The sequence below is a fragment of the Sphingosinicella soli genome (assembly GCF_014199685.1).
Lineage (GTDB): Bacteria > Pseudomonadota > Alphaproteobacteria > Sphingomonadales > Sphingomonadaceae > Sphingosinicella > Sphingosinicella soli.
The window spans coordinates 36424-54441 of record NZ_JACHNZ010000009.1; the positions used below are offsets into that span (position 1 = coordinate 36424).

Below are 18018 nucleotides of genomic sequence, written 5' to 3' on the forward strand. Positions count from 1 at the left end.
TCACGCTTCTTTCAGAGGATCAAGGCCGGTCCTCAGTTTGCCGGCGGCACCTTCGTCGAATGATGGAATTCGAAACGTCGATACCGAAGGCGAGCGACGTGCCGCTGCGCCGCGCGCCCTCGATCATCGCGAACAGTTCAGGCCCGGCAGTCGTGAGCATATCGGGCGCGCGGAAGCACGAGGCCGTTGCCGCGCTGCTATTCGTCCAGAAGACTTCGCACGGCCCGCGCTGCGTCGGTGTCGCCCAACGCGCTCACCGTCGCGAGCGCCATCGCGCGATAGGCCGGAAGCACCTCGGGGCAATCGATCGCGAGCGCCGCCAGATGATCGCGGATCGTGTTCGCGTCTCCGCGCAGTATCGGCCCCGAAAGCGCGCCGAACCCCTGTGCGATGCTGTTGTCGAGCGCCGCGCGCGCAAGCGGCGCGAGAACGGCTGAGGGTTCCTCGACGCCCGCAGCGCGCAGCATGCGAGACGCCCCGTCGAACATCGTGACGAGGTGGTTCGCCGCGTGACAGAGCGCCGCGTGATAAAGCGCGCGCTGCGTTTCCGCGATCTCGATGGGAGTGCCGCCCAGCGCCTCGACGATAAGTCGGGCCCGCCGGGTGGCTTCGGGGCTGGAACCGGTGATCGCGAAGCAGGCGCCCGCCATGCGCGCGACTTCAAGCTGCGGATCGCCCGTGAACGTCATCGCGGGATGGATTGCAGCCGTAAGCGCCCCGCCATTGCGCAACGGATCGAGGACGCCGGTGCCGGTGCCGCCGCTGACGTGGAAGACGAGCGAACCTTCCGCCATCCCCGCCTCCGCGATCTGCCCCGCGATCTCCGCGATCGCGTCGTCTGCAACGGCGACCGCGACGACGTCGCAGGCCTCGACCATCGCTTCAAGAGACTCGGCCGCGCTGCACCCGCCGCGTTCCGCCGCCTCCTGGCGTTTCAGCCGCGCGCGACCCCAGATCAGCGCAGGCGCCTGCGAACGAACGCCGAGACCGCGCGCAAGCGCGCGGGCAACTCTGCCTGTCCCGACAATGCCGAGTTGCCTGATAACGGGATTTTCGATCACGTTTCCCCGTTAGCGCACCCTGCCGAGCCCCTCAACGGTCAAACCGGCGCCGTGCGGCCCGGAGTCTTCGGCCGCATGCCTGCGGTCGACTGATCCGGGCCACGGGAAACGCGCTGATGCCCGCCCCCCTCGCAGCGACGCGGGGTTTGACGTGCCGCTTCAGAAGCTCGCGTTTATGCCGAATGTCACCGTGCGGCCCGTGTAGCTGGCGCCTTCGAGATAGGGCGACCCGGCACCGTAGCGTTCGTCGAGGATCGGATCCTTGCCGCTGTTCAGGATATCGACCGCGTTCACGAACAGCTTGAAGCGCCCCGCGAACTGATAGCTGAACTGGCCGTCGAGCGAGCCGTGCGCTTCCTCCACGATGCGCGTGTTGTAGCTTGAGAAGCGCGCGGTCTGCCGGTCTCGCCAACTGTAGGCGAGCGAGGCCTCGACGCCGTATTTCTGATACGTCAGCGCGCCGGTGACGATGGCTTCGGGCGCGTTGAAGAAGTCCCCCTTCGGCACGCCGTCGAGGCCCGTGTCCGCCTTGCTCTTCTGGAACGTCGCATTGGCATAAAGCCCGAGCCCGCCGAGCGCCCCCGGAAGTTCCGGGAACTGACGCACGAGGTTGAATTCGACGCCGTAGATCTCCGCACTCTTGCCGTTCGTGTAGGTGATGACGTCGTCGATCACCTTGCCGGCCAGCCTAGGATCGTTCTCGAAGCGCGCCCGGTCGGCTTCGGTTTCAGGCGCGATCTCGCTGAAGATGAAGCGGTCGATCTTCTTGTAATAGACGCCGGCCGAAAGAATGCCGATCGAGCCGAAGTAACGCTCGATGCTGAGATCGAAATTATAGGCATAAGCGGGTTTCAGACCGGGATTGCCGATCGTGACGTCCACCTCGCCGTCTTCCTCGGAAATCTCCGTGGCGCCGGAAATGTAGAGCGGCTCCGGCCGCGCGATCGAGGTGTAGAACGCGCCGCGCACGACGAAATTATCCGAGGGCCGGTAATTGATCTGGAGGCGGGGCAGCACGCTCGTGTAATCGGCTTTGCCCTTCACGCGGTTGTAGACGGGGTCTTCATCCTCCAGCTCGACGAGTTCCCAGTTCGTGGAGGAAACGCGCGTGTGGTCGATGCGCACGCCGCCCACGACGTCCCAGTTCCCCCACACGCCCTTTGCCATCACGTATCCGGCGTAGGTATCCTCGTCGCTCGTGTAACTGTCCTCGTCGATCGCGATGCCGCCATCCTCGACATATTCGTTCACGAAGTCGGGATTGCCGTCGATGAGTTCCTGCGAATATTGCCGCCAGCGCATCAGATTGCCGATGTCGAGCGACAGCCACGGCGCATAGGGCGCGCCGACCACGGACGGATCGATGAACCCACCGACCCCGAATTCCTCCATCGTCAGCGGCCCCGTCAGCTCCATGACGTTCGCCTCGAACAGCGTCCGGCGCGAGCGTTCGACCTTCACGCCTGCCTTCACCGTGCGCAGCCATGAACCCGCAGGCTCCCAGGTCACGTCGAAATTCGCGGCCCAGCGCGTGTTCTTCGAATCATCCTGATCGATATCGTTGTAGCCGAGCACATAGCCGTCCGGATCGGCGATCGCGGCGACATCGGCGGGCGTCAGGTTCGGGATCGGGAAGCGGCCGGAATAGTCGTAGCCGAGCAGGTTGCTTTGCAGTTCCTTCGTGAACGCGACCTCGTTGTCGAACGGCTCCTCGCGCTTGCCGGTCGAATAGCCGACGCCATAATCAAAGGTCACTGCGCCCGCGCGTGATTTTCCGTTCAGAACATAGGACTGCTGCGTCAGCTCCGTCTCTTCGTACTGGTTGAAGATGTTCGCGGTGCCGGGCTCCGACAGAACGAGATTGCCGTCGTCGTCATATTCGTCGGTGCCCGCCTCGAAATAGAGCGCGTGGCTCAGTTCCTTGTCGAACAGCCGGTTGTAGCTGCCCTTGAAGGTCAGTTCGGTCGCATCGCTCACCGCCCAGTTGAGCGCGAGGTTCGCGGAGATGTTCTCGCGTTCATTGTCGTATTCGGTGAGGTGGTACTGCAGCGGCGTCACACCGCTCGCGGGATCGTCTTCCACGAAGCTCAGATAGTCCTCGTCCTGATAAAAGACGAAACCGCGCGTCTTGCGCTTCGACCATGCGCCGGACACGAGGATACCGAAGCGGTCGTCCGTGCCGAAGCGCGTGGCGAGCGTGCCTTCCACCATCGGCTGCAGCCTGTCGGCAAGGTCGTGATAGAAACCGCTTGCGGTGAAATCGATCACCGGGCCGCGATAATCGAAGGCCGTCGCCGTCTCCAGCACGACGGCACCGCCGATGCCGTCGGCATCCTGATCGGGTGCCAGCGTCTTGTGGACGGTGATGCTGGACAGCGCGCTCGTCTGGATCATGTCGAGCGGGACGCGGCGGTTCTCCTTCTCCGGCTGCGCCGCGTTCATGCCGTTGATCTTGGTGTTGTTGAGCCCGCTGTCGAGGCCCCGGATCGAGACGTAACGCCCCTCGCCCGCATCGACCTCGCGCTGCACAGAAACGCCGGGCACGCGGCGCAGCGATTCGGCGGCGTTGAAATCCGGGAAGCGCCCGGCCTGATCGGCAGACACCACGTTGCGCACGTTGTCGGCGGCGCGCTGCCTGGAGAGCGCCTGCGCCTGCGCGCCGCGCTGGCCGACGACGAGGATGGTGCTTTCGTCCTCACCGAGCACGACATCGTGCGCCGCGATCATTCCGGGTGCGATCCGCACGCTTTCGGTGCGCGCGGGGTAGCCGAGATAGTCGAAGCGCAGCGTGTAAGTGCCCGCACGGAGGCCCCCGAAGCGGTAGGCGCCCTGCGCGTCGGTGGTGACGGATTGGCCGGTTTCGGCGATGCGTACGATCACGCCCGAAAGCGCCGCATCGCCGCCCGCCTGCCAGACACGTCCCGAAAGCCCCGCATCCGCTGTTTCTGCGGTCGGGGAGGTCTGGGCAAGCGCCATGGATGGCAAGGTTACGAAGGTTACGCCGCCGCAGAGCAGGCTGGTCGCTAAACGGGTGACGGAACAGAATTTTGACATGACTTCCCCCTCATGCCGACATGTGCCGGCATGGCTGATGCGGACCCTCCGCGATTGGCGATGGGCAGCCTCTAAGCCCTGGTTCGCGTTCGGTCCGGGCCCTTGGAACAGGAACCCTGAGGGTTGGACCGTGCACCGAAAGTTGCCGGCAGTCTGCGCCGTGGTCGGTAGCAATCGAGTGTTACACTTCTAGGACGACTTGACGAAGGTTCGGATCATCCCTCGGTGCCTTGGCGCTGGGGCTGCTTGCCGTTAAAGGGCTCGCCCATGCTGCGCCTTTCCGGACTCTCCTTGCCGCTCGACCATGCGGATGACGCGATGGCGCCCGCGATCTGTTCGCGGCTCGGCATCGCGCCGGAGCGGCTGCGCGGGTTCACGGTGTTTCGCCGCGGCAACGATGCGCGCCGCAAAAGTGCGATCCTGCTGACCTATACGGTCGATGCGGACGTCGCGGACGAGGCGGAGGTGCTCGCGCGCTTTGCGAAGGACCATGATGTCCGCCCGACGCCGGACATGGCCTACCGCTTTCCCGTGCGCGCGCCCGAGGGGTGGTCGGGGCTGCGGCCCGTCGTCGTCGGGGCGGGGCCTTGCGGGCTATTTGCAGGACTGATCCTGGCGCAGATGGGCTTCCGGCCGATCATCCTCGATCGCGGCAAGGTGGTCCGCGAACGCACGAAGGATACGTGGGACTTGTGGCGCCGCGCGCAGCTGCATCCGGAATCCAACGTCCAGTTCGGCGAAGGCGGCGCGGGCACGTTTTCGGACGGGAAGCTTTACTGCCGCGTGAAAGACCCGCGATTCCTCGGCCGCAAGGTGCTCGAGGAATTCGTGAAGGCCGGGGCGCCGGACGACATATTGTTCGAGGCGCATCCGCACATCGGTACGTTCCGCCTCGTCACGATGGTCGAAAGCCTGCGGAGCACGATCGAGGCGCTGGGCGGCGAATACCGATGGCAGACGCGCGTGGAGGATCTGGAACTGGATCGCGCGCCCGATGGTCGCCTGCGGATGCGCGGGCTTCACCTTGAGGACGGCGACTTCCTGGAGGCCGACCACGTCGTTCTCGCCGTGGGCCACAGCGCGCGGACGACCTTCGAGATGCTGCATCGTCGCGGCGTCCATATCGAAGCCAAGCCCTTTTCGATCGGCGTGCGTATCGAGCATCCGCAAGCGTGGATCGACGAGGCCCGCCACGGAAAGTTCGCGCGCCATCCGATCCTCGGTACGGCGGCTTACAGCCTTGCGCATCACTGCGCGAACGAACGCACCGTCTACAGCTTCTGCATGTGCCCCGGCGGGCGGGTTGTGGCGGCGGCGTCCGAGGAAGGGCGCGTCGTCACCAACGGCATGAGCCAGTATTCGCGCGCCGAGTTCAACGCCAATGCGGGGCTCGTGGTCGCCATCGATCCGGCGCGGGATTACCCGGACGGGCCGCTCGCAGGGATCGATTTTCAGCGGCACTGGGAATCGCTCGCCTATACCGCAGGCGGCTCGAACTATCATGCTCCCGGCCAGACCGTCGGCGACTTTCTGGCCCGGCGGCCCTCCACCGCGCTCGGAAGCGTGACGCCCTCCTACAAGCCGGGCGTCACCATGACGGATCTTTCCGCCTGCCTGCCCGGCTTCGCGGTGGACGCGATGCGCGAGGCGCTGCCCGTGTTCGGGCGCCAGCTCGCGCGCTACGATCATCCCGACGCGGTGATGACAGGTGTCGAGACGCGGACATCCTCGCCCGTGCGCATCACGCGCGGCAAGGACGTCCAGAGCCTGAACACCGCGCGGCTGTTCCCGGCCGGCGAAGGCGCGGGCTACGCGGGCGGCATCCTTTCCGCCGCCATCGACGGGATCAAGGCTGCGGAGGCTGTCGCCGCCAGCATCACCCGTGAACGCTGAAAGCGACGCGATCGTCCTCGGCGCGGGCGCGGCGGGGCTGATGTGCGCCGCGACGGCGGGCGCGCGGGGCAAAAAAATGCTCCTCGTCGATCATGCCGACGAACCGGGCAAGAAGATCCTGATTTCGGGCGGCGGGCGCTGCAACTTCACGAACATTCACACCGCCGCCGACCGCTATCTTTCCGGCAATCCGCATTTCGCCAAGTCGGCGCTCGGGCGCTACACGCCGCAGGATTTTCTGGGGCTCGTCGAACGCTATGGCATCGCGTGGCATGAAAAGACCTTGGGCCAGCTCTTTTGCGACGGCTCCGCGCGGCAGATTGTCGATATGCTGGTGCAGGAATGCGCAAAGGCGGGCGTCACGATGATGACGGATCACGCTGCGACCGCCATCGAACACCGTGACGGGCGGTTCGTCGCCACGATCGGAGGGCGCGAATATACGGCGCCCGCGCTTGTGCTCGCCACCGGCGGGCCTTCCATTCCGAAACTCGGCGCAACCGGCTTTGCCTACGACGTCGCGCGCCGGTTCGGGCTTTCGATCGTGCATCCGCGCCCGGCGCTGGTGCCGCTGACGCTAGGGCCCGACGATACGCTGTTCCGGTCGCTCTCCGGCGTGTCGGCGGAGGTCGAGGTGCGCTGGGAGAAGGTGCGCTTCCGCGAGGCCGCGCTGTTCACGCATCGCGGGCTTTCCGGCCCGGCCATGCTGCAGATTTCTTCGTACTGGCAGCACCGCACGCCCATCGGCGTGAACTTCCTGCCCGATGCCGCGCCGGACTGGCTGATCCGGCGGAAGCAGGAACAGCCGCGCACAGCGCTGAAACGGACCCTCGCCTCTCTTTTGCCCGCGCGTCTCGCCGACGCTCTCACCGAGCGTCTCGGACTTGAAGGCGATCTCGGCAACCTCTCCGACAAGGTGCTTCGCGCAGCGGAGGCCCGCCTTGCGGACTGGAGCTTCGCGCCCACCGGCACGGAAGGTTTCGCCAAGGCCGAGGTGACGGCAGGCGGCATATCGACGGACGGCCTCTCGTCACGCACGATGATGGCGACGCGCGTTCCCGGCCTCTACGTGATCGGCGAGGCGGTGGACGTCACCGGCTGGCTCGGCGGCTACAACTTCCAGTGGGCGTGGGCGAGCGGCAAGGCCGCAGGCGAGGCGATCTGATCCTTTCTCACCGCCTTTGAAGGGGCAGAGCGGAGGGCTTTATCCTTCAATGCCGTGCCTGGCGGAAACGCCCCTCCCCAACCCCTCCCCTGAAGGGGCGGGGCTTTTACGGGTTGCTCAATGCAGGCCGGAGCGTTCTGAAGGGGCCTCGGCAGGTTCGGCCAGGAAGGCGTGGAGGTCGCGCGCGTCGGCTTCGCTGAGCACATCGGCGAAGCCTGCCATGCCTGCGTCCGCGAACACGCCTTCGAGGACGATCGCGTTGAAGGCGTCGTGTGTTTCGGGGGCCATTTTCCAAAGGTTCGGATAGCCGCCCATCCCGTCCCTGCCGCCGTGGCAGCGGCCGCAGTAAGCGCCGTAGAGCGCGCCGCCGCGCGCGACCGCCTCGGCATCGCCGCGATACTGGGCGGGCGCATCGGTGAAGGCGATCTCCTCGCGTAGCGGCGGCAGTTCGGGCGCCTTGCCGCCGATCTTGAACACGATCAGCCGCTCGAGATTTTCGCGCTCGGCAGCGACCGCACCGGGCGGATACGCGACGTTGAGCGCGCCGCCGAAGCCCGCGTTCACGGCCACGTATTGCTCGCCGTCGATCTCGTAGGACATGGGCGCGGCCATGATGCCGGTGCCCACGTTGATCCGGTGGAGCACCTTTCCGGTAACGCCCTCGTAGACGGTGAGATAGCCGTCGGCCGAACCCTGCATGACGAGCCCGCTCGCCGTCGCCATCACGCCGCCGCTCCAGAACGGCAGTTCGCTGCTGGTCCACGCGATCTTGCCGGTCTTGGGGTTCCAGGCCGTCAGCACCGCATCGAAGCGGGGCTTGGGCTGACCGGGAAACGCGTCTTCCGAATCGGCGCCGCCCTTGCCAAACGCACCGAACGCCGGGAACGAGGCGATCGAGCCCTGAATTCCGGTGTAGGGCTTGTAGGGCTGATCGTACATCTGGAAGGTCATCGGCGCCTGCAGCACCGGGATATAAACGAGGCCGGTCTTTTCGCTGTACGCCATCGGCGGCCAGTTGTGCCCGCCCGCCTCCGACGGCCAGACGAGCTTCGTTTCCTTCGAATAGTCGGACTGCGCGGTGATGACCGGTCGCCCGGTTTTGAGATCGACGCGTTCCGCCCATGTGACGGTCGTGAACTTCTCGGCCGAAAGCAGCTCTCCGGTGACGCGGTCGAGCACATAGAAGAATCCGTTCTTCGGCGCCTGCATGATGACCTTGCGGGGCTTGCCGCCGAATTCGATGTCGGCGAGCACCATGTTCTGCGTCGCCGTATAATCCCAGCTATCCTGCGGCGTCGTCTGATAGTGCCAGACCTTGCGGCCGGTATCGGCATTCACCGCGACGATCGACGAGAGATACAGATTGTCGCCGCCGCCGGGGCTGCGCGACCACAGCGGATGCGGCATGCCGTTGCCGGTGCCGAGATAGACGATGTTCGTGTCGGGATCGTACACGATCGAATCCCACACGGTGCCGCCGCCGCCGAGATCCCAGCGCGAGTCCGGGCTCCATGTCTTGCGGGCCTCGGTGACTTCGGGATGCTCGTCCGGCCCTGCGCCGGGGACGATGAAGAAACGCCACGCGAGCTTGCCTGTCTTGCGATCGAAGGCGCTCGCATAGCCGCGCACGCCCATCTCCGCGCCGCCGTTGCCGATGACGACATTTCTGCCTGAAATGCGGGGGGCGCCTGTGATGGCGTAGCTGCGCGTGCGGTCGGTGATCGTGTCGGTCTTCCAGAGTTCCTTGCCGGTCGCGGCATCGACGGCGGCGAGATAGCCGTCGAGCGTGGCGACGTAGACGACACCGTCCGCGACATCGACGCCGCGGTTCACGGCATCGCAGCAGGTGCGGCGGGCGAACTGGCCGTCGACCTGCGGATCATACTGCCACTTCTGCGCGCCGGTCTTCGCGTCGAGCGCGTAGACGACGCTCCAGGGGCCGGTGAAATACATGGTGCCGTCCACGACGATGGGCGTCGATTCCACGCCGCGGTGCGTGCGGCCGCGCACCACGAAATCGTTGAATTCCCACGCAACACCGAGCTGGGCGGCGTTTTCGGCCGTGATCTTCGTGCCCGTGTAATAATAGGCGGTGGCGCGCTTCCAGTCGGGCGTCGAGGCTTCACCACCCGATTTCTGCGTCCCGCAGGCCGCAGCGAGGGACAGGACGGCGATCGCAGCCATCCGAACGGCAGAATTCATCATCCCGGCCGAACGAACCCATGCGGACCCGGCACGCGTGGCAATCATCACCCTGTCCCCCCCTGCAATCGCCCTCAGAACTTCTGGCGAACCTCGACCCCGATCGTGCGCGGACGCAGCGTCGTTGCCGCATCATTGCCCGCGCCGAGGTTGACGTCGAGCCAGGGCTGCGCATCCAGGAGATTATTGACGTAGAGCCGCAGCACGGTCGCGCCGTTATCCGCCGAGATCGAAGCGTTCACAACGTCGTAGCTTTCGCGGAACTCCGCCAGGTTGGGGACGAGGCCGCCCTCTGCATCCGAGAAGGTGACGGCCTGCACGCGATCGAACATCCGACGCGCGCTGCTTTGATACTGATACTCGGCGCGGACCTGCGCCCGCCAATCGGCGCCGACGTCGAAGCCGTAGCTTGCGAACGCGCTCGCCATCCATTTCGGCACGGCGAGCACCTGATCGTCGTCCTGCACGGCGGTGCCGACCGCGGCATCGGTGATCTTCGCGCTCGTGTAGGTCGCGTTGCCGCCGATCTGGAAGCCGCCCGCCACATTGACGCGCCCTTCGATCTCGGCGCCCTTCACCTCGGCGCTGCCGGCATTGCCGGTGAAGGAAAAGCCGCAGTTGATGAGATTGAGCTGCTGCTGGATCTTCTTCCAGTCCGTGAAGAACAGTGCGCCGTTCAGCGTCACGCGGCCGTCGGCGAACTGGTTCTTGGTGCCGAGTTCGTAGCTCCAGAGATTGTCGGAATCGAAGCTGTCCGGCGCGGCGGTGAGGCCGAGTCGATCGAGATCGGCCGCGCAGAGCACCGGGTTCACCTGAAAGCGGTTCGGGCCGCCCGGCCGGAAGCCCTTCGCCGCCGACGCGAAGATCATGTTTTCGGGGGTCGCCTTGTAGGAGATGCCGACCTTGGGGTTGACGCCCTTCTCGTTGCTCTTGCGGCCTTCGACGAGCGTCAGCCCGCCGTTGAAGGGGCCGTCGCCCAGGATATCGACAACCTGCTTTATCTGGAACAGGCGGACGCCGGCGGTGACATCGAGCCGGTCGGTGATCGAGAACGTCGCCTCGCCGAACGCCGCATACTGCTTCGCCTTGGTCGTCGTATCGCCGACATAGCCGACCTCGGTGCCGATGATCGGCGTTGCGCCCGGCGTACTCGCGATCTGGTAGAGGTTATCGTCCTGATGGGAATAATAGAGGCCCGCCACCCACTTGAAGCGGTCGCCGGGGCCGCCGGAAGACAGACGCAGTTCCTGACTGAACTGCGTGGTGCGGCTGCGCGACAGATTGGGGCTGGTGAAGGAATAAAGCGGCGGCACGAGCCCGCCGATGAAGAAGCTGTAATCACGCTCCCAGTTGAGCGTGCGGTCGAAATAGGCGGTCAGCGAGGCGAAATCCACGTTGCCGAGCGATTTGCCGACGTCGAGGCTGTAGATGCCCGCCTTGTCCACCGTCGACTGCGGAAGCCGGAACGACGACGTCAATTCCTCCCGGTCGCCCAGGAAGAACTGCGACGGGTTTTTCTGCTCGTAACGCTGATAGAACAGCGCCGGGCGGATCGACCATGTCGCGTCCGGTTCCCACTGAAACGACAGGCGGCCGACGAAACTGTCCGCCTTGTTGTGATTGGATACGGTGCGGCTTGAAAGCGCATCCTGCACGAGCGGCGTGTAATCGGGCGACGGCGTGCTCGAATAGTTCGAGTTCCGCACGGTGCCGGGCGCATTGTCGATGTAGCCGCCTTCGCGCCGATAGAGAAAGCCGGTCCGCATCGCCAGCGTGTCGGTGACGAGCGGGAGATTGAGGATGCCCTCGACATTGTAGGAGGGCGCGCCGTGCGCCGTCGCGGCGAAGCCGGCGGCGGCGCTGCCCGAGAGGAGCGCGGTGTCCGGGCGGGCGCTTACGTATTTGATCGCGCCGCCCATCGCACTGCCGCCGTAGAGCGTGCCCTGCGGGCCTTTCAGCACTTCGAGGCGCTCCATATCGAAGAAGATCGGATCGAAGGCGCCGCTGAACCCTGTTGCGACGGTGACCAGCGAGATGTCGTCGAGATAGATGCCGACCGTGGGCGAGGACGCGACAGTGCTGACGCCGCGAATGTTGTAGTTGCCGAGCCCGCGCTCGACGTTCGAGAACGACAGACCCGGCACATTGCGCAGGACATCCTTCACATCGACCGCGCCGTTTTCGCGAAGCTGATCGCCCGAGAGCGCGCTCACCGAGATGGGCACGTCCTGAAGCCGCTCGTTCGTCTTGCGCGCGGTCACGACGATCTCGCCCGCATCCACGAGCGGCGCGGTCGCGGCCTCCTGCGCAAGCGCCGGCGCGCCGAGCGCTACGGACGAGACACCGAGCGCGAGCATGCTGCGGCGAACGGTGATGGAAAATGCTCTGGCGTTCATATGCTTACCCCTTTTTTCTTCGCCGCCGGGCCTTTTGCCTCTGATGGGCGGAATTGAGCCGGCACCATGCAACGGGGGCGCAGCAACGTCCTTTCCATTTTCCCGAACTTTGTTTGCGCCGCCCCGAACCCGGCCTGCCGCAATGCAGATTGCCGCGCGCTCACAGATTTTTCGCGGTGCCGCAAAAGCGCGGAAACGCAACATCTTTCATGCTCGGGGAAACAGCACAAAGAGCAGGACGCCATGACCACGCCCCCTATCGACTGGCACGCCCGCGCCGCCGCGCTCAGCGTGCCCGTCCGCCCCTTCATCGACGGCCGTTTCGTCGATTCCGCCGCAGACGCGCATTTTGAATCGATCAATCCCGCGACGAACGGCGCGGTCTGCACGCTTTCCGTGGGCGCAGACGACGATGTCGACCGCGCGGTTGCCGCCGCACGCCGCGCCTTCGAGGACGGGCGCTGGGCGAAATCGACGCCGCTGCAGCGCAAGGCTGTGCTGCTGCGCATCGCCGAGCTGATCGAGGCGAACGCCGACGATCTGGCGCTGATGGACTCGCTGGAAATGGGCAAGGCGATTTCCGCCGCGCGCGCCGAGATCGCCTTCGCGTCCGGCTTCTTCCGCTATTACGGGGAAGCGACCGACAAACTTTACGGCGCGGTCGCCCCTTCGGACAGCATCACGCTGTCGCTCGGGCTGCTGGAGCCGCGCGGCGTCGTCGGCGCCATCGTGCCCTGGAACTTCCCGCTCATCAACGCGGCGCTGAAGGCCGCGCCCGCGCTCGCGGCGGGCAACAGCGTCGTCCTGAAACCCTCCGAGATCGCCTCGACCTCGGCGCTGCGGCTCGCCGAGATCGCATCGGAAGCAGACCTGCCGGGCGGCGTGTTCAATGTGGTGCCGGGACTTGGGCCTACAGTCGGGCAGGCGATCGGACGCCACGGCGACATCGACTTCATCAGCTTCACCGGCTCCACCGCGACCGGCCGCCTGTTCATGACCTACGCAGGGCAATCGAACGGCAAGCCGCTGCTGCTCGAATGCGGGGGCAAGTCGCCGCAGCTGGTCTGCGCGGACATGGCGGACGATCTGGACGCCGTCGCCGCGCGGGTCGCGCACGACGCCTTCTGGAACCAGGGCCAGTGGTGCGCCGCGAAAACGCGCCTGATCGTGGAGGACAGCTTCCACGACCGGCTGGTCGACGCCGTGATCGCGGCGGCCGCGCGGCTTGTGCCCGGCGATCCGCTCGATCCCGCGACCAATTTCGGGACGATCGCCACGCGCGGGCAACTCGAGAAGATCCGCAATTTCGTCGCCCACGCCCGCACCGAAGGCGCGACCGTCGCGTTCAACGGCGGGCCGTGGGGCGAGACATCGACCGCGCCCACGATCCTGACGGACGTGCGCGCCGACATGACCGTCGCGTGCGAGGAAGTGTTCGGGCCCGTGCTTTCGGTGATGCGTTTCCGCGATTTTGGCGAAGCGCTCGCGATCGCCAACGACACCCGCTACGGCCTTGCCGCCAGCATCTGGACGCGCGACGCCCGGCGCTCGCACGAGGCGGCGCGAGCGCTCCGCGCCGGGCGCGTGACCGTGCGCGCCAGTGCCGCGGCGGGAGAGCACTCGGGCTTTGCGCTGAGCGCCGAGCCGTGGGGCGCCTCCGGCTTCGGCGTGGAGGGCGGCATGGAAGGGCTGCGATCGTACTGCCGTTTCAAATCCGTCGAGTTCGTAAGCTGATGCTCGCGCGACACGCGCTTGCGGAAAAGGGCGGCTCTCTGGACACGCCGACGGGCAAACGTATAGTCGGGAACCTGCATTTTTCGGGGACGCGCGCGTTGAACAACAGCCTCGACACCGCCGGGACCGGCTTCGATCCCACGCTCCAGTCCGTCGTCGAAGCCATGAAGGCTCGTATCGAAAGCAGGCCGGGGCCGGTCGGCAAGGCGTTCCTGCTGCAGCCCGAAACCGAAACCGTGCGCGGCTGGTACAACGGCTTGACGATCCGGCCGGGGTTCTCGCTGGTGCTTTCAGACCTCCGCTATGCCGAGCAGTGCGTCTACCATCACGAGTGCGGCGAATACCTCAAGCTGCACTTCAAGCTGGACGGCACGAGCGTCATCGGCAGCGAGCAGGAAGAAGATGTGCCGGTGCTGCCGGGGCTGATGTCGTTTCTGGTGCAGCCCACCGACAGCGTGAAATACGAACGCATCGTGGGGGAGAGCCACGAGCGTTCGATCACGATGATCTGCAGCAAGGACTTCGTATCGGGGCTGCTTTCGCCCGGTACGCCGGACCTGCCCGCTTCGATCGCCGATTTCCTGCGCGCCCGGGCTTCGCACTTCACCTACGACAGCCTGCCGATGCACCCGCAGATGCGGCCCATCGTGGAGGACATCCTGAGCCCGCCCGATACCGGGGCGCTGGGCAATCTGATGATGGAAGCGAAAGCGCTGGAGCTGCTGTGTTTCGCGATCAAGCAGATTCTGGGCAGCTCGCGAACGACCGAGACGGTGCGTCCGCGCGACCGGCGCAAGATCGAGGAGCTTTGCCGGATCCTGGGCGACGACACGCAGGCATCTTACTCGATCGCCGACCTGTGCCGCCATCTGGCGTGGAACGAAACGCAGATGATGGAATGCTTCAAGCAGGTGACGGGCACGACCATCTCGACCTACCGCCAGCGCGTGCGCATGGACAATGCGCGGCGGCAGCTCTGCGATACCGACGCCTCGATCACCGAGGTGGCGTTCAACGCAGGCTACGAGCATCCCAGCAACTTCGCCACCGCCTTCAAACGCACGTTCGGCTATTCGCCGCGTCTGGCACGCGCGCGGCTGAACTGATGAATTCCGCCGACAGTTTCAGCGCCGATTATCGCGGCGCGCGCGCCAAATTTCTTGAGGACGCCCAGGCGGCAGGCGGATCGCTTGAAACCATCACGCACCCCGAGCGCGGACCGGACGGCGGCGAGGTTTTCACCGACGTCGCGGCGTTCGGCGTCGAGGGCGCCGAGCGCGTGCTGGTGCTGATTTCCGGCACGCACGGCGTCGAGGGTTTCTGCGGCTCGGGCGCGCAGGTCGATCTGCTGCGGCGCGGCGAGACTGCGCGCCGCCCCGAGGGCGTCGGCATCCTGATGATCCATGCGGTGAACCCCTACGGGTTCGCCTGGCTGCGCCGCGTGACGCACGAGAACATCGACCTCAACCGCAACTGGATCGATTTTTCGAAGCCCCTGCCCGCCAACCCCGGCTACGACCTGCTGCATTCCGCGATCTGCCCGCCGGTGTGGGACGACGCCGCGCAGGCGGCATCGGCGCTTGCGACCACGCGCTACGCCGACGCGCACGGCGCGCTCGCCATGCGCGCGGCGATGATGGGCGGACAATATACGCACGCCGACGGGCTGTTCTACGGCGGCACCGCGCCGAGCTGGTCGCGCACCACGCAGAGCGCGATCCTGACGCACTATCTGGCGAACGCCGCCAAGATCGGCATCATCGATTACCACACGGGCCTCGGCCCCTGGGGCTTTGCCGAGCAGATCATCGTGAGCGCGCGGGAGAGCGACGGTTTCCGCCGCGCGGCGCGCTGGTACGGCGCCGCGCTCGCTTCGGTCGCGGACGGCCAGTCCGCATCCGTGCGGATCGAAGGCGACGGGCTGAGCGCCGCCCCCGCGCTGCTGCCCGGCGCGGACGTGACGAGCATGGCGATCGAGGTCGGCACGCATCCCACCGACCATATCCTTGCCGCGCTGCAGGCGGATTGCCGTCTCCACGCGCACGGCGACCCGGCCTCCCCCGACGCGAAACCGATCAAGGACGCGATCCGGAACGCCTTCTACGGTGACGCCGACGACTGGAAGGGCATGGTCGCGGGCCAGTCGCTGCTTGCCGTACGGCAGGCGCTCGCCGGACTGTCCGCCGACTGACCCCTTTTCTGCCTCTGGCGCAGCGCGCGCAAAGATGAGATGCACGCGCAAACAGAGTGTGGCGGGGAGGTAAGATGCGTCATTTGCCGTGGATCGTATTTGCGCTGACGGGCGCGTTTGCACTGGCAGTGATCGCGACGCAGCGGGGGGAGCCGATCAACGCGCTGTGGATCGTGACGGCGGCGGTCTGCCTGTTCATCGTCGCCTACCGCTATTACGCGCTCTACATCGCCAAGCATGTGATGCGGCTCGACCCCGGCCGGCCAACGCCTGCGGTGCGCCGCGCCGACGGGCTCGACTATGTGGCGACCGAAAAGACCGTTCTCTTCGGGCATCACTTCGCCGCGATCGCGGGCGCGGGGCCGCTCGTGGGGCCGGTGCTCGCCGCGCAGATGGGCTATCTGCCCGGCACGCTGTGGATTCTCGCGGGCGTCGTCGTGGCGGGCGCGGTGCAGGACTTCATGGTGCTGTTCATCTCGATGCGCCGCGACGGGCGTTCGCTCGGCGAACTCGTGCGCATGGAAATGGGCGCGGTTGCAGGCACGATCGCGCTGTTCGGCACGCTGATGATCATGATCATCCTGCTCGCCGTGCTGGCGCTGATCGTCGTGAAGGCGCTCGCCGAAAGCCCGTGGGGCATGTTCACCGTGGCCGCGACCGTGCCGCTTGCGATGGCGATGGGCGTCTATACGCGCTGGATCCGGCCGGGGCGCGTGGGCGAGGTGTCGCTGATCGGCTTCGTGGGGCTTATCCTCGCGATCATCTACGGTCAGCAGATCGCGGCATCGCCAGTGTGGGGCCCGTTTTTCACCTTCACGCCCGAGCAGCTCTGCTGGCTGCTGATCGGCTACGGCGCGGTCGCGTCCGTGCTGCCGGTGTGGCTGCTGCTCGCGCCGCGCGACTATCTTTCCACCTTCCTGAAGATCGGCGCGATCGCCGCGCTCGCCGTCTGCATCGTCATCATGGCGCCGCCGCTGCGCATGCCCGCGCTGACGCAGTTCGTGGACGGCAGCGGGCCGGTGTGGTCGGGAACGCTGTTTCCGTTCCTGTTCATCACCATCGCCTGCGGCGCGGTTTCCGGCTTCCACGCACTGATCGCCAGCGGCACGACGCCGAAACTGATCGCAAACGAAGCGCACGCGCCGCTGATCGGCTACGGCGCGATGCTGATGGAGGCGTTCGTTGCGATCATGGCGCTCGTGGGCGCATCCATCCTCGATCCGGGCATCTACTTTGCCATGAACAGCCCCGCCGCCGTGCTCGGCCCGGACGCGGCAAGCGCCGCCGCCGCCGTGACCAACATGGGCTTCCCGATCACGGCCGACGCGCTGACGCAGGCCGCGAAGGACGTTGGCGAAACGACGATCATCTCGCGCACGGGCGGCGCACCGACGCTTGCCGTCGCGATGGCGGAAATCTTCAGCCACGTGATCGGCGGGCCGGGCATGAAGGCCTTCTGGTATCATTTCGCGATCCTGTTCGAGGCGCTGTTCATCCTCACCGCCGTCGATGCCGGAACGCGCGCCGGGCGCTTCATGATCCAGGATCTGATCGGCCTTGCCGCGCCGCGCTTTCGCGACACGAAGGCGCTGCTGCCGGGCCTTATCGCCACGGGGCTCTGCGTTTCGGGCTGGGGCTTCTTCCTCTATCAGGGCGTCACCGATCCGCTCGGCGGCGTCAACACGCTGTGGCCGGTGTTCGGCATATCGAACCAGATGCTGGCGGCGATGGCGCTGATGTTCTGCACCGCCGTGCTGTTCCGCATGAAGCGGGAGCGCTATGCGTGGGTGACGGCGGTGCCCACCGCATGGCTGCTGATCTGCACGATCAGCGCGGGTTCGCTGAAGCTGTTCTCACCCGATCCCAAAATCGGCTTCCTGTCGCACGCCGCGGTATTTTCGGAAGCCGCCGCACGCGGCGAGGTGCTTGCGCCCGCGAAATCCATGGCGGAGATGAACCGCATCATCTTCAACGACCGCATCGATGCCGCGCTCTGCGCGCTGTTCCTCGCGGTGGTCCTCGCGCTGCTCTACTTCGCGGTGAAGACGTGCATCGCGGCGCGGCGCAGCAACGAACCCACCGCGCGCGAAATCCCTCCATCTGCGGTGCCCGCCGAATGACCGGCTTCCTCGCACGCCTGCGCGAGACCGCGCACCTGATGGTCGGCCTGCCCAGCTATGACGCCTATCTGAGCCACATGACCGCGCGTCACCCGGATCAGAAACCGATGAACGAGGCCGAGTTCTTCCGCAACCGACAGGAAGCCCGGTACGGAGGCAGGAACGGCGGCCGCTGCTGCTGAACGCGCCGCCGGCATCACCA

At 66.1% G+C, this 18018-nt stretch carries 11 protein-coding genes; 7 read left to right on the forward strand and 4 right to left on the reverse strand.

Going from position 1 to position 18018, the window contains the following annotated elements; translation table 11 throughout:
• Window positions 1-197 precede the first annotated feature (197 nt).
• Together GGQ98_RS05205 and GGQ98_RS05210 are read right to left on the reverse strand one after the other, a co-directional pair.
• Window positions 198-1061, reverse strand: a complete 864-nt coding sequence (locus tag GGQ98_RS05205; protein WP_184066159.1) for a DUF2520 domain-containing protein — start codon at window positions 1059-1061, stop codon at window positions 198-200.
• A 159-nt stretch (window positions 1062-1220) separates the two neighbouring features.
• Window positions 1221-4115 carry a TonB-dependent receptor gene (locus tag GGQ98_RS05210; protein WP_184066162.1) on the reverse strand — a complete coding sequence of 965 codons (2895 nt, stop codon included), beginning with the start codon at window positions 4113-4115 and terminating at the stop codon, window positions 1221-1223.
• A gap of 267 nt (window positions 4116-4382) precedes the next feature.
• Here GGQ98_RS05210 and GGQ98_RS05215 point away from each other — a divergent pair, with 267 nt between their 5' ends.
• Window positions 4383-6008 carry an NAD(P)/FAD-dependent oxidoreductase gene (locus GGQ98_RS05215; RefSeq protein ID WP_184066165.1) on the forward strand — a complete coding sequence of 542 codons (1626 nt, stop codon included), beginning with the start codon at window positions 4383-4385 and terminating at the stop codon, window positions 6006-6008.
• Window positions 5998-7173 carry an aminoacetone oxidase family FAD-binding enzyme gene (locus GGQ98_RS05220; RefSeq protein WP_184066168.1) on the forward strand — a complete coding sequence of 392 codons (1176 nt, stop codon included), beginning with the start codon at window positions 5998-6000 and terminating at the stop codon, window positions 7171-7173. Before GGQ98_RS05215 ends, GGQ98_RS05220 begins: the two co-directional genes overlap by 11 nt.
• A 117-nt stretch (window positions 7174-7290) precedes the next feature.
• Here the strand turns inward: GGQ98_RS05220 and GGQ98_RS05225 are convergent, their stop codons facing one another.
• Both GGQ98_RS05225 and GGQ98_RS05230 read right to left on the reverse strand, forming a co-directional pair.
• The gene (locus GGQ98_RS05225) at window positions 7291-9375 is read right to left on the reverse strand and encodes a PQQ-dependent dehydrogenase, methanol/ethanol family (protein WP_243451714.1); all 2085 of its coding nucleotides are present in this window, start codon (window positions 9373-9375) and stop codon (window positions 7291-7293) included.
• A 74-nt stretch (window positions 9376-9449) separates the two neighbouring features.
• On the reverse strand, window positions 9450-11771 hold the full coding sequence (locus GGQ98_RS05230) for a TonB-dependent receptor (RefSeq protein WP_184066174.1): 2322 nt from the start codon (window positions 11769-11771) through the stop codon (window positions 9450-9452).
• Between the two features lie 243 nt (window positions 11772-12014).
• Here GGQ98_RS05230 and GGQ98_RS05235 point away from each other — a divergent pair, with 243 nt between their 5' ends.
• The 5 genes from GGQ98_RS05235 (at window position 12015) to GGQ98_RS05255 (ending at window position 17998) form a co-directional block, all read left to right on the forward strand.
• Window positions 12015-13505, forward strand: coding sequence for an aldehyde dehydrogenase family protein (locus GGQ98_RS05235; protein ID WP_184066176.1), 1491 nt, complete (start codon window positions 12015-12017; stop codon window positions 13503-13505).
• Window positions 13505-14611: a helix-turn-helix transcriptional regulator gene (locus GGQ98_RS05240; RefSeq protein ID WP_184066179.1), complete on the forward strand. Its 1107-nt coding sequence runs from the start codon at window positions 13505-13507 to the stop codon at window positions 14609-14611. The genes GGQ98_RS05235 and GGQ98_RS05240 overlap by 1 nt, the downstream gene beginning before the upstream one ends.
• Window positions 14611-15696 carry a M14 family metallopeptidase gene (locus GGQ98_RS05245; protein ID WP_207791268.1) on the forward strand — a complete coding sequence of 362 codons (1086 nt, stop codon included), beginning with the start codon at window positions 14611-14613 and terminating at the stop codon, window positions 15694-15696. Before GGQ98_RS05240 ends, GGQ98_RS05245 begins: the two co-directional genes overlap by 1 nt.
• A gap of 74 nt (window positions 15697-15770) precedes the next feature.
• Window positions 15771-17816 (forward strand): carbon starvation CstA family protein, encoded by a 2046-nt coding sequence (locus GGQ98_RS05250; RefSeq protein WP_184066182.1) that lies wholly within the window; start codon window positions 15771-15773, stop codon window positions 17814-17816.
• Window positions 17813-17998 carry a YbdD/YjiX family protein gene (locus tag GGQ98_RS05255; RefSeq protein ID WP_184066185.1) on the forward strand — a complete coding sequence of 62 codons (186 nt, stop codon included), beginning with the start codon at window positions 17813-17815 and terminating at the stop codon, window positions 17996-17998. Before GGQ98_RS05250 ends, GGQ98_RS05255 begins: the two co-directional genes overlap by 4 nt.
• The last annotated feature ends 20 nt before the right edge of the window (window positions 17999-18018 follow it).